This is a genomic window from Halorussus sp. AFM4, from assembly GCF_051194995.1.
Taxonomy (GTDB): domain Archaea; phylum Halobacteriota; class Halobacteria; order Halobacteriales; family Haladaptataceae; genus Halorussus.
Map to the genome: position 1 here is coordinate 337507 of NZ_JBNTJT010000005.1, position 20469 is coordinate 357975.

Sequence of the window (20469 nt, forward strand, 5' to 3'; positions counted from 1 at the left end):
CGCTGTGTGGAGGATAGTGTATCACTGTAGGACGGTGTCGGGGGTCCACTCCGGGGGCTCCCGAGATACAAACTCGCCATGACCTGGTGATGCCACGAGCTCACCGTCCTCGACGACAGGTTCACCCCGGACGAGCGTCGTCTCAACGCCCCCTGTCACCTCCCGTCCTTGGTAAAGGGTGAAGTCCGAGATCGAGGCGTTATCGGCAGCATCGATCTCGTATGTCGTATTCGGGTCGAACACCACGATATCGGCATCTGCACCGGGCGCAATGGCCCCCTTCCGCGGGAGGCCGAACAGCTTCGCAGGGAGCGCTGACTTAACGCGGACCAGTGCTGGATACGAGAATCCTCGGCCATGGACCGCCTCGTCGTGGAACACAGGTAGCTCGGTCTGAAGACCGTTCGCACCGAACGCGCTGTCCCACCAGTCGTCGACATCCTTGTCAGCTCGGGTGTAGCCACAGTGGTCCGACGAGACGACATCGAGCGTCCCACGTCTGAGATGCTCGAACAGCGCATCTTGGTCGGCGGAGGGGCGGATAGGTGGGGCGATCATCGCCAGATTCCCTTGTTCTTCGTACACCGATTCGTCAAGCGCGGTGTAATGCGTGCATGTCTCTGCTCGGATGGTCTCGGGTCCTGCTTCGGATCTGACCCGCTCCAGCTCGGCGAGTGCCTTCCGACTCGTAGTATGGAACCCGTAGTACTTGGCGCCATGCTCGGCCGCCAGGCGACCGACCGTCGCGGCGGACACGGCCTCTGCGTAGTCTGGCCGCGAATCCGGATAGTCGGTCGGATCACCACGCCCGGCCGCCCGGAGCATGTCCGTTCGGGTGTCACAGATGGTCGGATCCTCGGTGTGGACGACGGCAACACCTCCGATATCGGCGAGTTGCTCGAGCACTCGGTCGATGAAGCCGTACGAGAGGCCCATTTCGTACGTGGTGTACATCTTGAAGGACGTGACGCCTGATTCGATGGCCATCTTGAGATCATCGAACACGGCCGGATCCTCACGGGTGATACCGCCATGGAGTGAGAAATCGACGAAGGCCTCATCGGCCTTCTCCTGTTTCCGTTCGATCCCCTCGATTAGTGACGCTGGCCTGTCGTACGGGCTCATCTCGCCGGTCCAGGCCTGCCATCCGAAGTCGATGATGGTTGTCACGCCACCAAGTGCAGCGGCCGCGGTTGCAGTCCGATACGTATCGCCCGAGAACATATCAGCGACATGAACGTGGGGGTCGACCACCCCCGGCATCACGATGCGGTCCGTCGCATCGATGACTTTGTCTGCGTCGGGGAACCTCGTCGCATCACCGACCGCCACCACCTGCTCGTCCGCAATCCCGATGTCTGCCTCCCAGGTCGCATCGGCATTAACGACCGTACCATCACGGATGATAGTATCAAGACCCATAGTACGACCTCGACAGCCATCAAGTTATATCTCAGGGTCCAGCTCGCTGATGGCATCGACAACCGCCATCCGCTGATCGATCTACCACCACGTGACAATCATGTCGATGTCGCCACCATCGGTGCTCAGATTGGTTCGGCGAAGGTGAGCCAGTCCGCAGGATTCTGTATGAGGATCTGGTCGATAGTAGTTTCGTCGACGCCACGATCACGTAGGAGAGACGTGATGTTCCGAGGGATATGGGCGTACCCGAATCCGCCATAGGTCGTGTACTGGACCTTGTTACAGACATCGTGTGAGAAGAGGAGGTGGGAAGCATACCCTTCGTCGATCAGCGTCGTCGTGAACTCGAGTCGCTGTGCATCCGGCATGTAGGCATCGTTGTACCTATCGAGGTGGAGCTCGTGTCCCCAGAGGTCGTACTCCAGATACGCGCCTCTCTCTGCAATGTCACGTTGGTACCCAAGCTCCTCGAAGATGGTCCGATCCATATGACATATCGCGACTCGTTCCGGTGGGAGACCCTCCTCCTCGATGATGTCCAGGATCTCCAATCCCCATCGTGAGGAGGGATACGTTCGGTCACGTTGGGCGTGGGGTGTTCGACCCGGCGGATGAACGGCAAGAGGTGCACCGGTCTCCGCAGCGGCTCTGGCTGCCCCCCGGAGGACCTTCCTCTCGTCGTCGTGGATCCGACCACTCAACCCGATCTCACCGATGACGCCCGCTCGGACACGTGTCCCATCGATACCTTCGCGGACATCGCGGACGAACTCCTCACGGATATCGTCGACCGACATCCGGGTGACCCGTTCTGGATGGAACGTCTCCATGTAGATTGCCGTACCGTGGATGCAGTGGAGTCCGAGTCCGTGACAGAGTCCGCGGACGCGCTCTGGGTCACCGCCGACGTTCTTCGGGGTGACATCGACGAGGGTCCGACCGCCGGCCTGGGTGAATCGGCGGAGTTCATCGGCGGCAACATCGGCATCATCGAGTCGGCGATTGTCCTCATGTTGCATCGGGTGTCGCCGAACGTACCAGAGGTTCTCCATGGTCACCGGTTCACGAGCGATGCGTCGCTCGACACTCGACTCTGGTAGTGAGGACGGACCATCCGTGAAGTCGATGAACACGTGTTCATGGGGTAGCGTCACTCCCACGGTCTCAGGTGCAATCGGCCCTTCCACGGATAGTACCTGTCCGGTCGCGTCGGACATATCTCCTTCATTGCTGGACTGATACAAATAGCTTTCATCTGAGGTAGCCGCGCCGTCCGAGCTCTCTCGGCGATCGTGAATCTCTTGATGAGAGGCCCTTGGATACGCTTTCTCATATCGGTATCTAAGGTTCCTCAGTCATCCCTGGGAAAGAAGGCAGGACGGCATCCTACAGATCGTAGACGTCAGTTCACGGTACCTTTATTACATATCAGGGTATCATCCGATATGGTTGCGATGAGCTTAGAGAGACGTTACCAACGTGAGTTCGTGCGAACGTTCTTCACCACACCGACCGCAGTCGAAGGAGAAGATGATTCCGCCAAGATGCTCCGAAGTGCCGTCCAACTTCGTGGAATGCAAGCACCCGATGTCTGGGTCCCAGACAACGAGGACGCAACGGCGCCGAACATGCGAGACGAGGGCGTCGAGAACATCGTCGATGTCATCTCCGAGCATGGCGCCGACTTCCCCGGCGAGATACATCCCCGCATCGTCTGGCACCGTGACGACCCGACGACCCGATATCAAGGGTTCCAGCACATGCTCGAGAATGCAGACCCGAGCAATGGTGCTATCGAGCATATCGACGGCTTCGTGATTCCGGAGGTCGGTGATATTGATGATTGGAAGAAGGCCGACGAGTTCCTCACAATTGTCGAATCCGAATACGGGCTCGAGGAGGGGAGCCTCTCGATGTCTGTGATCGTCGAGAGCGGTGAGGCTGAGCTAGCCATGGGCGACCTCCGAGAGGAGATCGGCAAGCCTGCGAACAATCTCGAGCGACTGTTCCTTCTCGTCGATGGTGAGGTCGATTACACCAAGGATATGCGAGCCATGACGCCCACCGGGGAGCTACCGGCGTGGCCGGAACTCCGTCACAACACCTCTCGTGGTGCCAGTGCTGCCGGCCTCATTGCTGTCGACGGTCCGTACGACGATATCCGTGATGTCGAGGGCTACCACGCACGGATGGAGGACAACAGGGCGAAGGGGATGACAGGTATCTGGTCGTTGACACCGGGGCAGGTCGTCGAGGCGAACAGGTCGCCACTACCGCCGAAGATCGGTAGCTGGATCATGGAGGTGGACGGTCAAGAGATAGAGCTTGAAGGAAGCGAGGACCGACAGGTCCTTGATACCGATGCGGTGAGCCTTCAGGAGACCGACGAGGGGAGCTACAGCCTCCAAATCGGCGATGACGAGCGACGGCTTGACGAGGACGAACTCCAGGAGGAACTGACCGATAGGGTCTCCTACATCCCGAGCCTAGATGACATCGTCGATTCCATGGAGGAGTTTGAGGCAGCCAAGGAATCGGGCAAGGGCGCTATCGCTGTGACCCAGGCGACGACGGTAGTCATCGACGATGTTGAGATAGACATCAGCAAGGAGCGGATGTGGGACGAGGCGACCTACCAAGCGGCTCAGACGCCGATCACACTGTTCCAGGACGTGTATGAGCACCGCCCGGATCAGCATGAGGAACTGGAGGAGACATATGGTATCGATATCGTCGAACGCGCCATGAACGTAGGCTGACCGTCGTCGAATCACGAAGACCTAAGACTGCTTCCCGAAGCGGTTCCGGTCGGTGAGGTCTGACCCACCTCCGACCGTCAATCGAATGGTAATCTAATTAATCTCCAATCATCACCCAGAAACACGGTCTCTGCCTAGTCCCGATAGCTCTACTGCGTAGGATTCTCTCCGAGTAACTCCTGTTGAGTTCGCAAAGGGCCGATCACACCTCACGGCGCGTTCTTCAATTCGAGAGTCCTCGGAGATTTTTTCGCCGGACCCACCTGGGGCTGGGGTGTGCTGTGATGGATGGCTAATTATTTCAGATTCTGGAGGCGAAGCCATCGATGGAAGGTTCCAGAACGGCCTTCGATATGAGGGGGACCGATTTTCTCGAACCTTGCTGTACCACTCGGACTCCTGGTGAGGTCATCCTCGTGTTCTCACTCCCTCCTTTTGTACCGGTGCCTCTCGAATCAGTTGACCGTCATCACGTACCGCAGTATGAATCAATGGATCACCCTCGTACACAGCAATACGGGTCGCTGGTGATTGATGACGGGCGATGACCCATCCATCGTGGTCACTATAGATCGTGGTCTTGTGTTCACCTAACGGGGAGACGATATCTGCTACCGGATCACCTTGTTCGATCTCATCACCTGCATCGACCCGATGACGAACGATACCTGCCCTGTCCGTGACCGGATCGACCGGCCGTTTGCACGGGAAGTCGACCGGTGCGTCCGGGGTTACGTCGTTTGGGACGATCTTCCCGTCCAGGATACCCATCTCACGCATCACGTTCTGTACGCCGATGACGCCCGCTTCACGATTCTCCTCAATGACCATCCCGGCCGTTGTCCCCATCTCAGGAGTGAAGGCAGGGATTCCGGCCTTCTCGAGCAACGAGCCTGCGGTGGTTCTCCGAAGGTTCCGCTCTCGGTATTCGTTCTCCTCATATTGTAGAATCGGAATCCCGAACGCGTTCACCAGCTCATCTAGTTCCTCAGCGAGTGCTTCAGCCTCAGCTTGGGTTCGACGATATCCGTATGGGACCCGTGGTCGAACAACGTAAGGCACTGCGTTCACGTGTGCGGAGTGGAACGAGATGAGCGCATCGGCGGTATCGGTGATCTCGTCGTAGATCCGCTGGTTGATGCGCTCTTGGAGCTTCGGCGGACGTTCGGTCTCTTGGTCGTAGGGATCTGGCCAATACCGATTGGGGTCATGATCGTTGTAATATGATGTTCGGGCATCTTGTCTGAGTCCAGCAGGATTGATGTTCGGCATACAGACGACCCGACCGGAGATCCGTTCCGCGAGATCTTGGGTCATCAGATCGTGACAGGTCGCGAGTGGTGTGACCTCTTCACCATGGATTGTTGCGACTATCCATAGGGTCGGGCCATCTTCCTCGCCTTCGGCGATGAAGACCGGAACCTGTTCCTGTTGCCCAGTCGGGAGGTCCGCTACGTCAAGATAGCCCTTCGTCAGTTCGCCTGGTCGAGAAGATACGTTACCTATCTGCATGGCGCGTGTGAACAACGGCCGTCTCTCTATTAATATCCTTGTGTGAAAATATCCGAGAGGATGTCAGGATGCAACCGGTCGATTCGAATCCGTAGACGTTCCTGAGGGACATTGGTCTGCAATCCCGTGATGGTATCGAGGCCTTCAACAGGTGGAGCAGACCGATTGCCCAGTGCTCACCTCGGATCGGTCCGCGATCGATGGTTCGACCCTTATCGATACTGTCCCAGGGGCAAACTTTTGTACCTGGTACTTGGTATCAATCTATGGAACTGGATGTCGAACGGTTCAGGCGATATCTCGACGGTATCGATGTAGATGGCTATCTCATCGATGCAGACTCGTCCGAACCAGACCAACGGTACGTCTCACAACTCGATGCCCATGACCCGTTCGTAACCCTCTTCGATGGAGTCAGGACCCGACTCCTCATCTGGGGGTCGGACGTTCATCGAGCACCGAACGCAAGTCGTGCCGACTCGGTCCACGGACCTGAAGAGTATGGTCTCGATGAGATACTGCTCGAGCACGAAGGGAGAGAGCAGAAGCGGGATATCGTGGCGAAGTTCCTCCATAGTCACGATATCTCATCGGTTGCTGTTAGTTATCGATTCCCAACTGGGCTGACTCGTGGTCTTGAACAGCGAGGAATCCGTATAAAAGCAGGGCACGACACCATCATCAAGGACCTTCGTACCCAGAAGACTGATTCCGAACTTCAAAGCATCAAGCAGGCTCAGACCGCCAATGAAGCAGCGTTCCGTGTTGTCGAGGATATGCTAAGGGAGTCACTCATCCGTGATGGTGGCTTATATCTCGGCGAAGATCCGCTTACAGCCGACAGAATCCTAGACAAAATTGACCAGGTTGCGCTCCAGCATGATTGCATCCTCGACCATGACCCTGTACTCGCCTGGGGGTCTGACGCCGCAGACCCCCACGGTCGTAGCACCGGTCAGCTTCAGGCGCAGGAGACCATCGTGTTGGACCTCGGTCCACGACATAGGGGGTCGGGCTATCATTCGGATATGACAAGGACGTTCCTTAAGGGGGAACCTTCGCCCGAAGCGACGGAGTTCCACGAGGTGACGGTCCGTGCATTACACGAGGCCCTCTCCGTGATCGAGGACGGGGTATCAGGTGAATCAGTCCATGAGGCCGTCTGTAATGTGTTCGACCAGGATGGATACCCCGTAAAGCGAGACGGGCAGGACCCTGAGAGTGGGTATCTTCATTACACCGGTCACGGTGTCGGACTCGACCTGCATGAGCCGCCTCACTGCAGTCCAGGGGACGAGACACTGGAGGCAGGGAACGTGTTGTCGATAGAACCCGGACTCTACGATCCTGCTGTGGGTGGTGTTCGGATCGAGGATCTCGTCCGGGTCACAGATGATGGCTGCGAGAATCTGACAGACTACCATGAAGAGATGGTCATCCCGTGACAAAGGAACACCGGTGATGAGAAGATGATCGTTTACAGGTGGTCAGGAGAAGAGACCTACGATGTTCGATAGATAGTGGTGTCGCGAGGGCTTCGTGAGACTACGTCATCAGGTCGACGTTGCGTCTTCGTCTATCACGAACCCAGTCTCCAAGGCTGGGTCCTCGTCGTGATGATCCGAATAACCGTTTATCCAACGCAAGATTCGTCTGAGCCGGTCGACGACGTGCTTCGGTTCGCCTGCCCGGGACAGTTCATGGCCTTCACGAGGATACCTAATGAAGCAGGTGTCGACATCGTTCTTCCTCAGCCCCCGATAGAACATCTCCGAGGTGTTGATCGTGGACCGGTAGTCCTCCTCGGCGTGCATCACCATCGTTGGCGTCGCGACCTGATCGACATACGCGGCGGGCGAGTGTTCCCACAATAGTTGATGGTCATCCCAAGGAACAGTTCCGAACTCATCTTCGAGGAACTTGTACCCATCAGTCGATCCGTACATCCCAGCGATATCATTGACCCCCCGCTGGGTGACAGCAGCCTTGAATCGATCTGTCTTCCCCACGATCCAGGATGTCATGAAGCCGCCGTAGCTTCCACCGATCACGAACGCGTTCGTCTCATCGACGTAGTCCCGTTCCATCACCGTATCGACCCCGGCCATGATATCCTCGTAGTCAGGCCCGCCCCAGTCCCGATAGATCTCCTGCATGAACTCCTCCCCCCAGCCGACCGACCCTCGGGGATTACACCAGAAGACGACATAGCCGGCAGCGGCGAGACACTGGAACTCGTGCCACATCGTACCAGCGGTCGTCCAGAGGTAGTGAGGTCCTCCGTGAATCTCGACCGCCAAGGGATATGTCTGGTCCGGATCGAAGTCGGAGGGTGTGAGAACATATCCGTGTATGTCCGTACCATCGGGATTCTCGAAGGTTATCTCTTCGGGCTTGTTGAGGATACGGTTCGAGAGGTAGTCCTCGTTGACGGTGGTCACCCGGCGGATATCCTCACCATCGGACCTCGCGATGAAGACGTCCCCAGGATGATTCCACTCGCTCTGCGAGAACGTGAGGTGATCCTCTCCGATTTCGAATCCGGTGACGTGATGAATCTCCTCATCCAGGATCGCCTCTGGCGTGGACGCCCCATCGGCACAGACACGCCAGATAGGAATCCGTCCTGGGCCAGGCGTGCTGAAGTAGAGATACCTGTCGTCCGGTCCCCACTTCGGCCGATCGGAGAGACGTCGTATCATGCGATCGAAACCATCGGTGAGCAGGGTGACCTCGTCCGTCTCTACCTCATAGAGTGCGAGATCGGTCTGTTGCATCGTGGCTCGTTCAGCCTCTCGGACCGTGAATGCGATCCGACCGTCACCTGTTGCCGAGATGTCCGGAGCTGCTGGGAACGAAGCAGGGAACGTGAACTGGGTGAGCTGTGTCTCAGACTCTGAATCCATATCGTAGGAGAGGAGATCCTGGACGTAGTTGTCGTCAGGATCGCCGGTCTGTTTGCTCGTATAATAGATGGTCGACGCATCGCCCCATTCGGGGCTGAGGAAATCGTAGTCACCCTCGGTGATCCTGGTTACCGTATCGGACTCGATATCGAGGACATAGACATGGCTCCGTTCCCCGTCGATGAAGCCGTCATGGACGGTGTAGACGGTCCGGGTGATGACACGGGGATCCGGTTCCTCACGTTCGTACTCTGGGTCAGCCTCCTTGTCGAGATCGACACCGAGTCGATGTTCCTCCGCTGTAGCAGCCTGCGTGAAGACGATCCTCGTTCCATCTGGACTCCATTGGTATTCGGATACTCCACCGATGACATCGGTGGCCTGTCGTGGCTCGCCCCCATCGGTCGGCATGATGTACAACTGTCGTATCTCGGAATCATCCACGCGAACAAACGATAATCTATCCCCTGACGGCGACCAGGCTGGGTCTGTATCTACAGTATCCGGAGCGGTGAACCGGCGTGGTTCACCCCCATCAGTCGGAGCGACGAAGATCGTCGACTCGTACTCCATTCCATCTTTCGGGGTCTTGACCGGGTACGCGATTCGCGACTCATCCGGGGACAACGCTGGATCGGTATCCAATTGGCCAGTGGTGACCTTCGAAATCTCATGATAATCTTCGGGGCTGATCGGTCGCATGCCTGAGCAACTGTTCACGAACCACCTACAAAGGATTTGCCCGTGAAGTGATACAGACTATCCGATTCCAACACGGATCGGTGGAAGGTCACACTTCTGTCCGTCTCGATCGAGGATACAGGTCTCGGCAGTGAATTGGAGGAGATACCAGGAAGAACAGGTGGCACCTCCGAAAGGCAGACTTGTTCTTCGAGGGTGCAATCCTGTCATAATCCGCACGGTCCCCTTGTATGGCCTACGCTTCTACGAGCGGCTTCAGCTCCCTCTGTGGCTCCGTCAGGTAAGTGGCCCCGGATTCCGTGACCCTGGCCATCTCCTCCTGCGCGAGGTACCCCCACTGGGTCTCGATTCCCAGTTCGATGGTGAATACCTCTCCCTCGCTTACCTCACGGTATGGGGCCTCGCCATATCGCTCCCAGGTCGGACCGAGATATGCGCCACCGTCATGCACACGTCGACCCACCTGATGACCTAGACCATGCTTGAACTCTGGCCATCCTCGTTCCGTTATCACATCGCGTGCAGCCCTGTCCACCTCGTGTCCTTCGACCCCAGGTTCAAGGGCGTCGAATCCAGCGGCGATGGCCGCACGCACATCCTCGAATGCAGATTGGAGTTCCGCAGGCGGTGACGTCTCTCCCTCCTCAGGATAGTAGTAGAGGCGCTGCATATCTGAGCAGTACTCTTCGTAGACGACGCCGAAATCGAGCCGCAGCACCTCCCCTCGCGGCAGGGTACGGCTACTTGGCTTCGCGTGACCATGATCAGCCTCCGCACCGGCGGTGACGACCGGACACATCGACCGTTCCCACGCCGTCTCGATCTCATGGTCGTCGATCTGCTCATGGAGGAATGCTGCCACATCAGCCTCGGACCACGAGGGTTGCCAGGAGCGACGCATCTGCTCGAGGAACTCCTGTGCCAGGTCGACCGCCTTCTGGATACGTTCCAGTTCGGTAGAGGACTTCCTGCCGCGTACACCGGCGATCACATCCTCGGCTCCGGTCAGCGCGTCGTGATACTCCGTCCCTTCTAGGTAGTGTTCCAGTTCGAGATACAGGCCGTGGCTCAATCCGTCTGCGGTACTGTCGCTCCGGGAATAGTTGACCGCAATCGTCTCCGGATCCACCTCTTCGATGGCCTCGGAGAACGCCGATTCCAGAGATTCCTCGTACGGTCTGACGTCGAAAAGTCCCAAATCTTGGATGTTCCCTGCATCGTGAGACTCACAGATGACGATTTTTCGTCCACCACGAGTGAGTAGGACCATCCCTGGCCAGATGAACTCTTCTCCCAGAATCAATGGCTGCATCGGGTCCGGTGCGTCGGCTGTATCCCGGCCGAACGTGATCCAGGCATCAACGTTCGTCTCTTCCAACGTCTCCACCGCCTGGTCCGTCTTCTCACGGACGATGTTGCTTACTGTCACGGTGAACCACGTTCCGTATTCCTCTAGCGATTGTAAATAACTTCGGGACCTTCGGACCACCACTTGCTACAATAGGATGTCCAGAGTCAAACGGGGAGGAGGAACAACGATGTATGACCGATGAGCAGACATCACCTCTGGTCCGGTCGAGTCATCAAAACGGTGACAATGGATGAGATCGCCAGGGGGCCACCCTGATAGTGGGGATTAGTGCCTAAGAATACCACTTTACTATGGGGTACCAGGTACAAACATGGGAAAGATTTAATAGTTGGGAAGATGGGCAGTGTGTATAGTCATGACAAGTGACAAGGGCGGGCAAGAGGGGACTGTCCCTATCAGCGAGCTGAACGGACCGTCGATCAGTCGCCGCAACACGCTCAAACTATTGAGTGCTGCGGGGATGGCTGGTCTGGCCGGCTGTAGTGGCGCTGAGGAGGAGATTACGACCACCACCGAAGGAACGACCGAGAGCGGCAGCAACAGTTCTCAGAACACGAGTTCCCCGCCATCTTCCAAGACAGGCGGGAAGATGACCGCAGGATGGAACGTGAGCGAGTTCACCCAGATCGACCCTCACTACTCGACGTTGACGTTCTCGACGCAGCTTCTCGGGAATCTATTCAGTGGCCTCGTCGAAGTCAAGAAGGACCTCACCATACAAGGTGACCTGGCGAAGGATTGGACCGTCTCGGATGGGGGGAAGACCATCGAATTCCAGATGGTGGAGGACGCACACTTCCCCTACAATGGGAAGAATGTGACCGCAGAAGACGTCGAGTACTCGTTCCGTCGGGTTATTGAGGAGGAGACTCCCCACGCGAACAAGTTCTCATCGCTCAGACCCCTTGACGATGGAGGGATACAGACTGACGGTGACTACGGGTTGACTCTCAACTTCAAGCAACCCTTTGCACCCATCTTTATCTTCCTGACCCCCGACCTGGGCAACGCAGGTGCCGTGATCTGTCCGCAGGCGCTCGAGGACATGGGGAAGAAACAGTTCGGCATCAAACCCCAAGGCTCGGGTCCCTTCCACATCACGAAGCACACGTTGGGCTCAACATTGCAAACGAAGGCCAACAGAAATTACCACAAGTCTGATAGTAATGGGACTCAGCTCCCATATCTAGATGCCATCGATTTCGAGCCCTTGAAGGAGGCCTCGACGCGGACGAACGCACTCCTGACCGGATCGGTGCAGTTCCTGAACTGGCCGCCGGACGCGCAATTAGGGACTCTGAAAAAGAACAGAAATGTTGAGGTGGAAAGCCTCATGGGCCCGAATTTCGGCGGTCTGGCGTTCAACAACCAGGCAGAGCCGTTCAAGGACAAGAAGGTGCGGCTGGCGGTAGCCAAAGCAATCGACGAGGAACGGTACGTGAAGGAGGCCTTGTTGGGCCATGGTACGGCGGACACTGGCGTGTACAGCCCAGCACACGGATGGCTATACCGTGATAAGTTCGCGGAATCGGACGATACGATCGGCGGCCCGGAGAAATCGTCTGTCCAGCGGTACGACCCTGAGGGCGCTCGGAAATTGGCCAAGGAAGCGGGCGTCATGGGGCTAGACATCGAGATGACCGTCTCTCCGCCGGAACTCCGAGGTGCAAAGGTCCTCCGGTCTCTCCTGAACGAGGAGCTGAACTGGAACGTCAAGATACAGCAATACGATATCTCGACCATCTTCGAGCAATTGCCGAACGGGAACTACAAGTTCATCCCGTTCGGGAACAGTGTCTCCCCCGATCCAGATGGTCTGACGTACCAGTTGTTCGGCCCACCTGAAGAGACCTACAACTGGTGGGGCCCCTACATCGACGATGACCTGATGAAGTTGCTCAAGCGGCAGCGTACCGAACTAAATCGCGAGAAGCGGAAACAGACTCTCTGGAAGATCGAGGACATGCTCCTCGAAGAGGCTCCATGGGCCTTCTTCGAACATGAGACGGTCGAAGCGGCACGGCGGAAGAACGTGAAGAACTACACCCACTTCGGTATCATCGACCGACTCCGCTCTGTCTACCTGGAGGATTGACCTACTCCCCGGTCCATATCATGAAGAAGTACATCACGAAACGAGTGGTACACGCGATAGCGATAATGTGGATGGTGGCCACTGTCCTGTTCTTCGGCATCCGTTTCCTTCCCGGTGGTCCGGTGAGGACGATGCTCGGGAAACAGGCCACCGAGGCCAAGATTCGTGCGTTACGTCGTGACCTCGGTATGAACCGGCCACTCCACGAACAGTACTTTGACTGGCTCATCAACCTCATCCAGCTCGATTTCGGGACAAGTATCCGATCGGGCCAAGAGGTCACCGAGGCGATCATGCTCGCTCTACCGAAGACCCTCTCGATAGGGGTGTTGGCCGTCTTGATAGGGCTGTGTATCGCAATCCCCACCGGAGTCATCAGTGCTACACGTCGCCACGAACTGCCGGATTATATCGCGACGTTCATCGCGTTCTTCGGTCTCTCGGCCCCGTCGTTCTTCATCGCGATCCTTCTGATGGTCATCTTCGCGGTCCGGTTCGAGATACTCCCCGTGTTCGGATACACCCCTATCTCGGAGGGAATCGTTCCCTGGTTCAAAAGCATCTTGCTTCCAGCAATCGCCGTCGCGCTACCGTACACTGCGGTCGTGATGAGGATGATGCGATCGTCACTCCTCGAGGTCATGGGTGCTCAGTACATGCGCACGGCCAGGTTGAAGGGGCTCGACCGACGGATCCGGTTCTACAAGCATGCGCTTCAGAACGCTCTCATCCCGGTCATCACCGTCGCAGGGATACAGTTGGCAGTCGTGATCGGAGGCAGTGTCACGGTCGAAATCGTCTTCGGTATCAAGGGGATCGGCCGTCTCATCGTCTCATCGATCATCAATCGGGATTACCCGGTGACGCAAGGGGTCATCCTCGTCATCGCGGGCGGGTTCATCTTCATCAACCTCGGAGTCGATCTCCTGTACACGGCGATCGACCCACGAATCAGGTATGGAGAGGAATGAGCAATGAGTGAACAAGAGGAAAATAGGGGTCAAGGACGTGGCACCGATAGCATTGGAGATACGGAGGGGATCCCGGTAGGCAAGTCGAGGTCCTCACTCCGACGCCTCGTCAAGGAGCTAATGTCGAAACGGATACGGATGGTCGCCACCGTAACGATAATCGCCATCATCTTGGTTGCCATTCTTGCGCCAGCATTCGCTCCGTACGATCCGGACGAGACCTACGGACTGTTCAAGCCGCCGAACTCACATTCTGTCGGGAACTTCGATGATGACCCTGCGCGTGAGCGTGTGTATCACCTTCTTGGAACCGATTCGTTCGGCCATGACGTTCTCTCACGCGTCATCTACGGTACGCGGATCTCGCTCCTGGTTGCGTTCGCATCGGTAGCTATCGGGTCTCTTATCGGATCGACTATCGGTCTCTTGGCGGGGTATTACGGTGGATACGTAGACGATCTATTGATGCGGTACATCGATTTCCAATGGGCGTTCCCAGAGATTGTTCTTGCAATCGGCGTAGTTGCGTTCGCTGGCGGACTGGGGGTGATGAACGTCATTTTCGCCATTAGCGTTGCCTACTTCGATGACTTCGCTCGTGTCGTGCGAGGAGAGGTACTGTCGATCCGTGAAGAGGAGTACATCAAATCAGCCAAGGTAATCGGAATGTCCGACGCGCGGATAATGACGAAGGAGATTATGCCGAATGCCGTTGCACCGCTCATCGTCCAGATGACAGTGCTGTTCCCCTTGGCGATCCTCTGGGAGGCCTCATTGTCATTCCTCGGTCTGGGCGTGAAGCCGACGACACCGACCTGGGGCTTGCTCATCTCGAGTGGACGAGCGTACATCACGACCTATTGGTGGATCACTATCGTCCCGGGTATCGCAATCATGATCACAGCACTCGCTTTCAATATTGAGGGAGATGCGCTGCGCGACATCTTCGACGTGAAGCGAGGTGAGGAACTCGAACGATGACGTTACTCGAGGTCAACAACCTACAGACGGAGTTCGATACGGATCGAGGGACTGTCAAAGCGGTCAACGGGGTCGACCTGTCCATAGCGGAAGGAGAGATCGTCGGCCTTGTCGGTGAGAGCGGTAGCGGGAAGACGGTCCTTGCAGAGAGCATCCTCCGGTCTGTCGAGGAACCCGGTGAGATAGTCGGAGGCGAGATACTGTTCAAAGGTGAATCACTGATGGATCGTTCAGGTGTGGAGATGAGGAGGTTGCGCGGAAGTGCTATCTCCATCATCTTCCAAGATCCGATGAACAGTCTCAATCCAACGATCCGGGTCGGCGAGCAGATCGCCGAGACCATCCGTCTTCATCAGGACGTTGGCGAATCGGTCAGTCTCCCGGCTGAGATGAAACGGAAGATCATTGGCGCAGCCAAGAACAGCGAGGCATGGAAGCGGGCGATCGAGATGCTCGAGTCGGTCCAGATACCTGAACCGTCTACCCGGGCATTCGATTTCCCCCATCAGTTCAGTGGCGGGATGCGACAGAGAGCCATGATCGCAATGGCGTTGTCGTGTGAACCTGACCTCCTCATCGCCGATGAACCGACCACTGCACTTGACGTGACCGTGCAGGCCCAGATATTGGAGGAGCTTGAAAGACTGAAAGACGCATTCGATACCTCGATACTACTGATTACACATGACCTGGGGGTCATTGCCGAGGTTTGCCACAAGGTGAATGTCATGTATGCCGGAGAGATTGTCGAACGAGCACGTACTGAGGAGTTGTTCACGAACCCACAGCATCCCTACACACAGAACCTGTTGAAGTGCCTTCCGCGGGCAGATAGCGAGGAGGAACTCCACTCAATTCCGGGGAACGTCCCAGACCTTATCGAGATGGATTTTGCCTGTCCATTCGCTCCACGATGTCCAGAGGCCGAAGAGGAATGTTTCGAGATGAATCCAGATTTCCGCCAGGTCGGAGAGGAAGGCCATACAGCGGCTTGTCTACGGCGTGGTCCGGAGGAGAGACAGATATGACCGCATCCTCCACCCCTGATGACAAGGACGTCCCGCTGTTGGAGACAGAGTCGTTGACGAAACATTTCGATCTAAGTGACGGGGTTCTCGAACGGGTCCTCGGTGGAGGGAAGAAGGTGCAGGCAGTCGAGAACGTGGACCTGACGATCGACGAGGGCGAGACCGTTGCAGTCGTGGGCGAGAGCGGGTGCGGAAAGAGTACACTCGTAGAGACAATCGTCAACCTCTACACACCCTCCGCTGGGACTGTTCGGTTCAGAGGCGAAGATATCACCGGTCTCTCCGACAGAGAGATGAGGAAGTATCGGCGACAGATACAGATGATCTTCCAGGATCCACTCGCCTCATTAAACCCTCGGCAGACCATCGGGGAATGTCTGACGGCACCGTTGGAGGTCCATGATATCGGCGACGATGCCGCCGAGCGTAGAGAGATGGCCAAAGACCACCTCGAGCGTGTCGGTCTTGAGAGGAGTCACTTTGATAGATACCCACACGAGTTCTCTGGGGGTCAGCAACAGCGAGTCGCGGTGGCCCGGGCTCTGACCCTTGAACCGGAACTGCTGTTGGCAGATGAGCCGGTCAGCGCCCTTGACATCTCCGTCCAATCGGACATTCTGAAACTCTTCAACCGACTCCAAGATGAGCTGGATATCGCAATCGTGTTCGTCTCGCATGACCTCAGTGTCGTTCGATACATCGCAGATCGAGTTGCGGTGATGTACCTAGGTGAGGTCGTCGAACTCGCACCCACCGAGGACCTTTTCGAGGACCCCCAGCATCCGTATACCAAGGCCCTGTTGTCGGCGATACCGCGAATCGACCCGACAGAGCAGACCGACCGGATAATCCTCGAAGGTTCACCACCTTCGCCGATGGACCCTCCTACTGGGTGTCGGTTCCACACTCGTTGCCCAGCGGTTATTCCTCCTGATGACTGGGCCGGAACACAAGAACAGTTCAGAGCGTATCATTCGTTCCGAAACCAGGTCCGGAACGGTGAGATAGATCCAGATGCGATTCGAAGGCGTGTCCGATCAGAATCTGGAGACGAGGCTTCAGGGTCAGTCCAGGAACAGATTCTGGAGGAGTCGTTCACAGCATCGATAGAGGAGATCCCAGATGCGATTAGACGTGTGGTTGTAGAGACGACAGAGGAGTTAGCCGACGGAAGTCGGTCACGTGCAGTAGAAACGATTGAAGGTGCGTTCCAGACACCTTGTGCACAACAATCACCCCGAGAGCAGTCGACAGGGAACCGACATCGGGTCGCATGTCATCGAATCGATTCAGATGGTCTGGGTGATACGGACTCCGCATAGGATGCGTCACCAGATGATTCAGCTGAAGAATCTTGTTTGTATGGATTGACATCAGTACGGGAGGGAAGATGACAGACCACGTCTAAAGCTGATAGACTAGTTGCAACACTAGCACGGATCTCGCTTCTCGACGAAGAGCTGGATGCCAACCGGTTCTGGCAGCATCCGATCAACCCGGTGGAGTCCGGTCACCCCGTTGGACCTTACAGAGAACCCGATGGATGGTGAATTGAGTCGACACGGTGGCCGCGAGGATAGAAATCATCGTCATGCAAGACGACCACCGTAGGCATTCACTAACTTCGACAAAATACCTTGTAATTGTGGATATCACTCATAGTCATATCTTGGAGAGTCTCGTCCGAGATTCAACTTTGACAATCTACACCGACTCGTGTTCATCGAAGTGATGAGATACAATGAGGGCGCCGTGAAAGGTCGCTTCCGGCTTCACCGGTATGTGGAACTACCGTCACATCACGATGGACCACGATGAGAGCCAGGCAATGAACCATTAGTCAGCTAGTTCTTGATGGAGGATTTAACATCCGTCGGTAGATTGAGATGGTCGATGATACGCTATGATGGAGGTCCTCTGACAGTCGTTCGGGTCAAAAATTACCGTTGACGTCTAGGATAAAAGATGAAACCACATATTATTACTCAATCGCATTTCCCGGGAGTGAATCTCCAACAAGTTCTGGCCTGCGGATATCTTTCGATCGGTTATCGGCACCATTTTCAAGTGAAATCCACAGCAGGTCAAATATCTGTAATGGTCTCGTGGTCTAGTTCGACTGCACCTGCGTCCTCCGGAAGCAGGGCGACGATCAGAAAGTCGGGGTACTCCGCGAAGTACTCGATGAGACGTGCGATACGATCTGAATCTATCGCCTCTAGGGAGTCCAGCACCATCACAGGAACCTCCTCGAAGAGATCATGAACGAGGTATCCCGCCAGAGCGAACACGAGGCCGACGACCTCACGTTCACTCTCGCTGAGTGTATCGACGGTCCCTTCATAGGTTCGTCCAGACTCGGCCTCACGCACGATGTGGAGCTCGAAATGGTTCTCTGTCACCTTGCGGCGACCTTGGCGTACCTCACGCTCCTGCCGCTCGATCCAGACACGGGCGATGTTCTCGTACTCGAGGATATCGAGAACGTCCTCCATGTGGGAGTTGAATGCTTCGATGGCCTCTGTCTCCAATCTGTCGATACGATTGCGGAGTTCCTCGAGTTGATCGTTGACCTGCTCACGACGCTCCTTGTACTCCTCGCGATCTGTCAACAACGCCTCTATCTCCGAGATCTCCTCCTCGACGGCAGTGAGCTCATCCTCCTTCTGTTGCAGCTCGAGTTCAACCTGGTTCGCCTCCTTGTGAAGGTCCAGGACCTCACCGTAGTCAGTCGTCTGCTCCTCCTCGACCGCCTGTTCGAGCGATTCAATCTCCTCGTGAACCTCCTCACGGCGGGCCTCGAGATCCTCCATCTGGCTGTGTTTCTGTTCAATCTCGGTCTCGATATCGGCGAGCTGCTGTTCTAATCGCTCCAACTCACGTTGGGTCTGTTCGTGTTCGGAGATCTGCTCCTTCATCTCGTCGATCTCGGTTTGGACCGATCGGCGGGTATCCAGCTTCTCCTGGCGGAATGTCTGGAGTCGGTCGAGGGTGTCCTCGATGTCGGCCTTGGATACCTCCGAACCACATGTCCAGCAGACGACTGATTCTCCACCCTCGAGGAGTTGGTCTGTCAGTGACCCGTCATCGTCCGTGTCGGTCTCATCACGGAGGACGTCGGCAAGCTCGCTATCGGTGCCCTCGAGCATCTCCTGGTTGAACTGAATGATGGTCTGCAGCTCGCTCACCTGATTGTTGATCCGTCGTTTCCGTTCACGCAGTCCATCTAGTTCGTCGCGAAGCGCCTCGATATCTACTTCAGGGTCGACGGAGAGGTTGTCACGCTCGTCCTGTTTCTCACGCCGTTCGGCCTCCAGTGATTCAATCGTCTCCTCCGCGGTATCGAGCTTGAATCGGATGTCATCGAGCTCTGACCGGCGGTCCTTGAGCTCATCGAGGTGCTCCTGCACTCGGTCCTGTACCTCGCGGTCCTCTTGGAGGTCGGTGTCGGCCTCCTCGATATCGGATTCGAGCTCTGCCAGACGGGACTGCTTCTCCTCGATCTCTGCTTCGAGGCGCGTCTTCCGTTGTTCAAGATCGACAAGGTCACGTTCACGGCTGTCGATGCGCTCGATCTGTTCGTCGAGCTGGCGTTTCTCAGCCTGCAGCCGCTCTATCTCAGCGTTGATAGCCTCCGTGTCGATCGGTCGGGTGATGATCTCTCGGAGGTTATCACCACGTGCGACCGCTCGGCGAGCCTCGTTCTCCTCGAGGAGGAACGCAAAAAGCTCTGCAAGCTCCGGGTCATCGAGGTAGCCATCACCGGTGGCAACGACATCGCCGTTCCGCCGGTTGAACTCACGTTCGATGACCGTCTCGTCGAATGTGATACGGACCCGACCATGCTCGGCGTCACCTTTGAGGTTGAATTGATCGCTCCCCATCGCGGCCATCACCGCCTGAAGGAGTGACGTCCGGTTCGTGGCGTTTCTCCCTTCTAGGAGGGACACCCCATCGGAGAAGATGACGCTCGTCTCATCTATCCCTCCTATGTTCTTTACGTCGAGGGTGAACGTATCGGGAAGCGTTTCGGTCGATGTCATATATAACCATTCCGTACCATTGTAAATAATCCTTTCCGTTCATCACCGGTAGCTCTGTTTCAGGGACTGTCGCAACGGCAACCTTCCTGGATAGCGGTCTCGAAATCCAACGACCGGCCACAATCGCTACACACCACCTGGATATCGACAAGAACCTCAGTATCGCCAAGATTGGTGATATCTGCCGACCGGAGGGACTCCACAGTTGATTCGGTCACGAGTTCTGTTCGTTGTTGTAGCGCATACACGGTATCTCGGGCCGTCTTCCGGCGTTCCTCCGGCGTCTTCTCATCATCCTTCGAGGCATCTAAACAGTTGGTGAGATGACGATAGACCGTCTGGTGGGAAACTAGGTCTGCCGATAACTGCTCGACGTCGACTCCAGCGCGCTCGAGCTCACGCTGGATCTCGATCGTCTCGGTGTTACTCAACTCATCCGTGTGGAGGGCCTCATAGACCGCATCACGGTTCCGGTCGACCTGCTCCACGTTCGCTGCGATTAGTGCTGATTCGATAATGTCCTTGTTGAGTGCTTCCGTGAGACGACGGACACTTGTCCCAGTCTGCCACTCGTCGACCAGCCATGTATCCACGTCCGGGAGGTCGTATCCACCTGTGACTCGTGCAATCTTGCATCCACAACCATCTTCATGAGACCCCATGCTTCTCGATGTG

Annotated in this window: 14 protein-coding genes; 7 read left to right on the forward strand and 7 right to left on the reverse strand. The window is 56.4% G+C overall.

Annotated elements, in window-relative coordinates:
• Window positions 1–21: 21 nt before the first annotated feature.
• Entirely contained in the window at window positions 22–1422 is a 1401-nt protein-coding gene (locus ACQUQF_RS21780) for a dihydroorotase (RefSeq protein WP_435181317.1), read from the reverse strand.
• Between the two features lie 125 nt (window positions 1423–1547).
• Complete coding sequence (locus ACQUQF_RS21785; RefSeq protein ID WP_435181319.1) at window positions 1548–2642, reverse strand: phosphotriesterase family protein; 1095 nt, start codon at window positions 2640–2642, stop codon at window positions 1548–1550.
• Window positions 2643–2879: 237 nt separating this feature from the next.
• Between ACQUQF_RS21785 and aceB the strand changes: the two genes are divergently transcribed.
• Complete coding sequence (gene aceB / locus ACQUQF_RS21790; RefSeq protein WP_435181320.1) at window positions 2880–4184, forward strand: malate synthase AceB; 1305 nt, start codon at window positions 2880–2882, stop codon at window positions 4182–4184.
• 408 nt (window positions 4185–4592) lie between these two features.
• Here aceB and ACQUQF_RS21795 read toward each other — a convergent pair whose 3' ends face one another.
• Window positions 4593–5696, reverse strand: coding sequence for a succinylglutamate desuccinylase/aspartoacylase family protein (locus ACQUQF_RS21795; protein ID WP_435181321.1), 1104 nt, complete (start codon window positions 5694–5696; stop codon window positions 4593–4595).
• Between the two features lie 266 nt (window positions 5697–5962).
• Between ACQUQF_RS21795 and ACQUQF_RS21800 the strand changes: the two genes are divergently transcribed.
• Complete coding sequence (locus ACQUQF_RS21800; protein WP_435181323.1) at window positions 5963–7141, forward strand: M24 family metallopeptidase; 1179 nt, start codon at window positions 5963–5965, stop codon at window positions 7139–7141.
• 108 nt (window positions 7142–7249) lie between these two features.
• Here the strand turns inward: ACQUQF_RS21800 and ACQUQF_RS21805 are convergent, their stop codons facing one another.
• Both ACQUQF_RS21805 and ACQUQF_RS21810 read right to left on the reverse strand, forming a co-directional pair.
• A complete protein-coding gene (locus tag ACQUQF_RS21805; protein WP_435181324.1) occupies window positions 7250–9304 on the reverse strand; it encodes a S9 family peptidase in 2055 nt (684 codons plus the stop codon).
• A 235-nt stretch (window positions 9305–9539) separates the two neighbouring features.
• On the reverse strand, window positions 9540–10733 hold the full coding sequence (locus ACQUQF_RS21810; protein WP_435181325.1) for a M24 family metallopeptidase: 1194 nt from the start codon (window positions 10731–10733) through the stop codon (window positions 9540–9542).
• A 298-nt stretch (window positions 10734–11031) separates the two neighbouring features.
• Between ACQUQF_RS21810 and ACQUQF_RS21815 the strand changes: the two genes are divergently transcribed.
• The 5 genes from ACQUQF_RS21815 to ACQUQF_RS21835 are packed head-to-tail and all read left to right on the forward strand — an operon-like array spanning window position 11032 to window position 17073.
• The gene (locus ACQUQF_RS21815) at window positions 11032–12771 is read left to right on the forward strand and encodes an ABC transporter substrate-binding protein (RefSeq protein WP_435181326.1); all 1740 of its coding nucleotides are present in this window, start codon (window positions 11032–11034) and stop codon (window positions 12769–12771) included.
• A 20-nt stretch (window positions 12772–12791) separates the two neighbouring features.
• Window positions 12792–13742 carry an ABC transporter permease gene (locus ACQUQF_RS21820; RefSeq protein ID WP_435181327.1) on the forward strand — a complete coding sequence of 317 codons (951 nt, stop codon included), beginning with the start codon at window positions 12792–12794 and terminating at the stop codon, window positions 13740–13742.
• A gap of 3 nt (window positions 13743–13745) precedes the next feature.
• Entirely contained in the window at window positions 13746–14723 is a 978-nt protein-coding gene (locus tag ACQUQF_RS21825; protein WP_435181328.1) for an ABC transporter permease, read from the forward strand.
• Window positions 14720–15751 (forward strand): ABC transporter ATP-binding protein, encoded by a 1032-nt coding sequence (locus ACQUQF_RS21830; RefSeq protein WP_435181329.1) that lies wholly within the window; start codon window positions 14720–14722, stop codon window positions 15749–15751. The genes ACQUQF_RS21825 and ACQUQF_RS21830 overlap by 4 nt, the downstream gene beginning before the upstream one ends.
• The gene (locus ACQUQF_RS21835) at window positions 15748–17073 is read left to right on the forward strand and encodes an ABC transporter ATP-binding protein (RefSeq protein ID WP_435181330.1); all 1326 of its coding nucleotides are present in this window, start codon (window positions 15748–15750) and stop codon (window positions 17071–17073) included. The genes ACQUQF_RS21830 and ACQUQF_RS21835 overlap by 4 nt, the downstream gene beginning before the upstream one ends.
• Before the next feature lie 762 nt (window positions 17074–17835).
• Here the strand turns inward: ACQUQF_RS21835 and ACQUQF_RS21840 are convergent.
• Together ACQUQF_RS21840 and rdfA are read right to left on the reverse strand one after the other, a co-directional pair.
• Window positions 17836–19794: an archaea-specific SMC-related protein gene (locus ACQUQF_RS21840; protein ID WP_435181331.1), complete on the reverse strand. Its 1959-nt coding sequence runs from the start codon at window positions 19792–19794 to the stop codon at window positions 17836–17838.
• A 59-nt stretch (window positions 19795–19853) separates the two neighbouring features.
• Complete coding sequence (gene rdfA / locus ACQUQF_RS21845) at window positions 19854–20456, reverse strand: rod-determining factor RdfA (protein WP_435181332.1); 603 nt, start codon at window positions 20454–20456, stop codon at window positions 19854–19856.
• Window positions 20457–20469 lie beyond the last annotated feature (13 nt).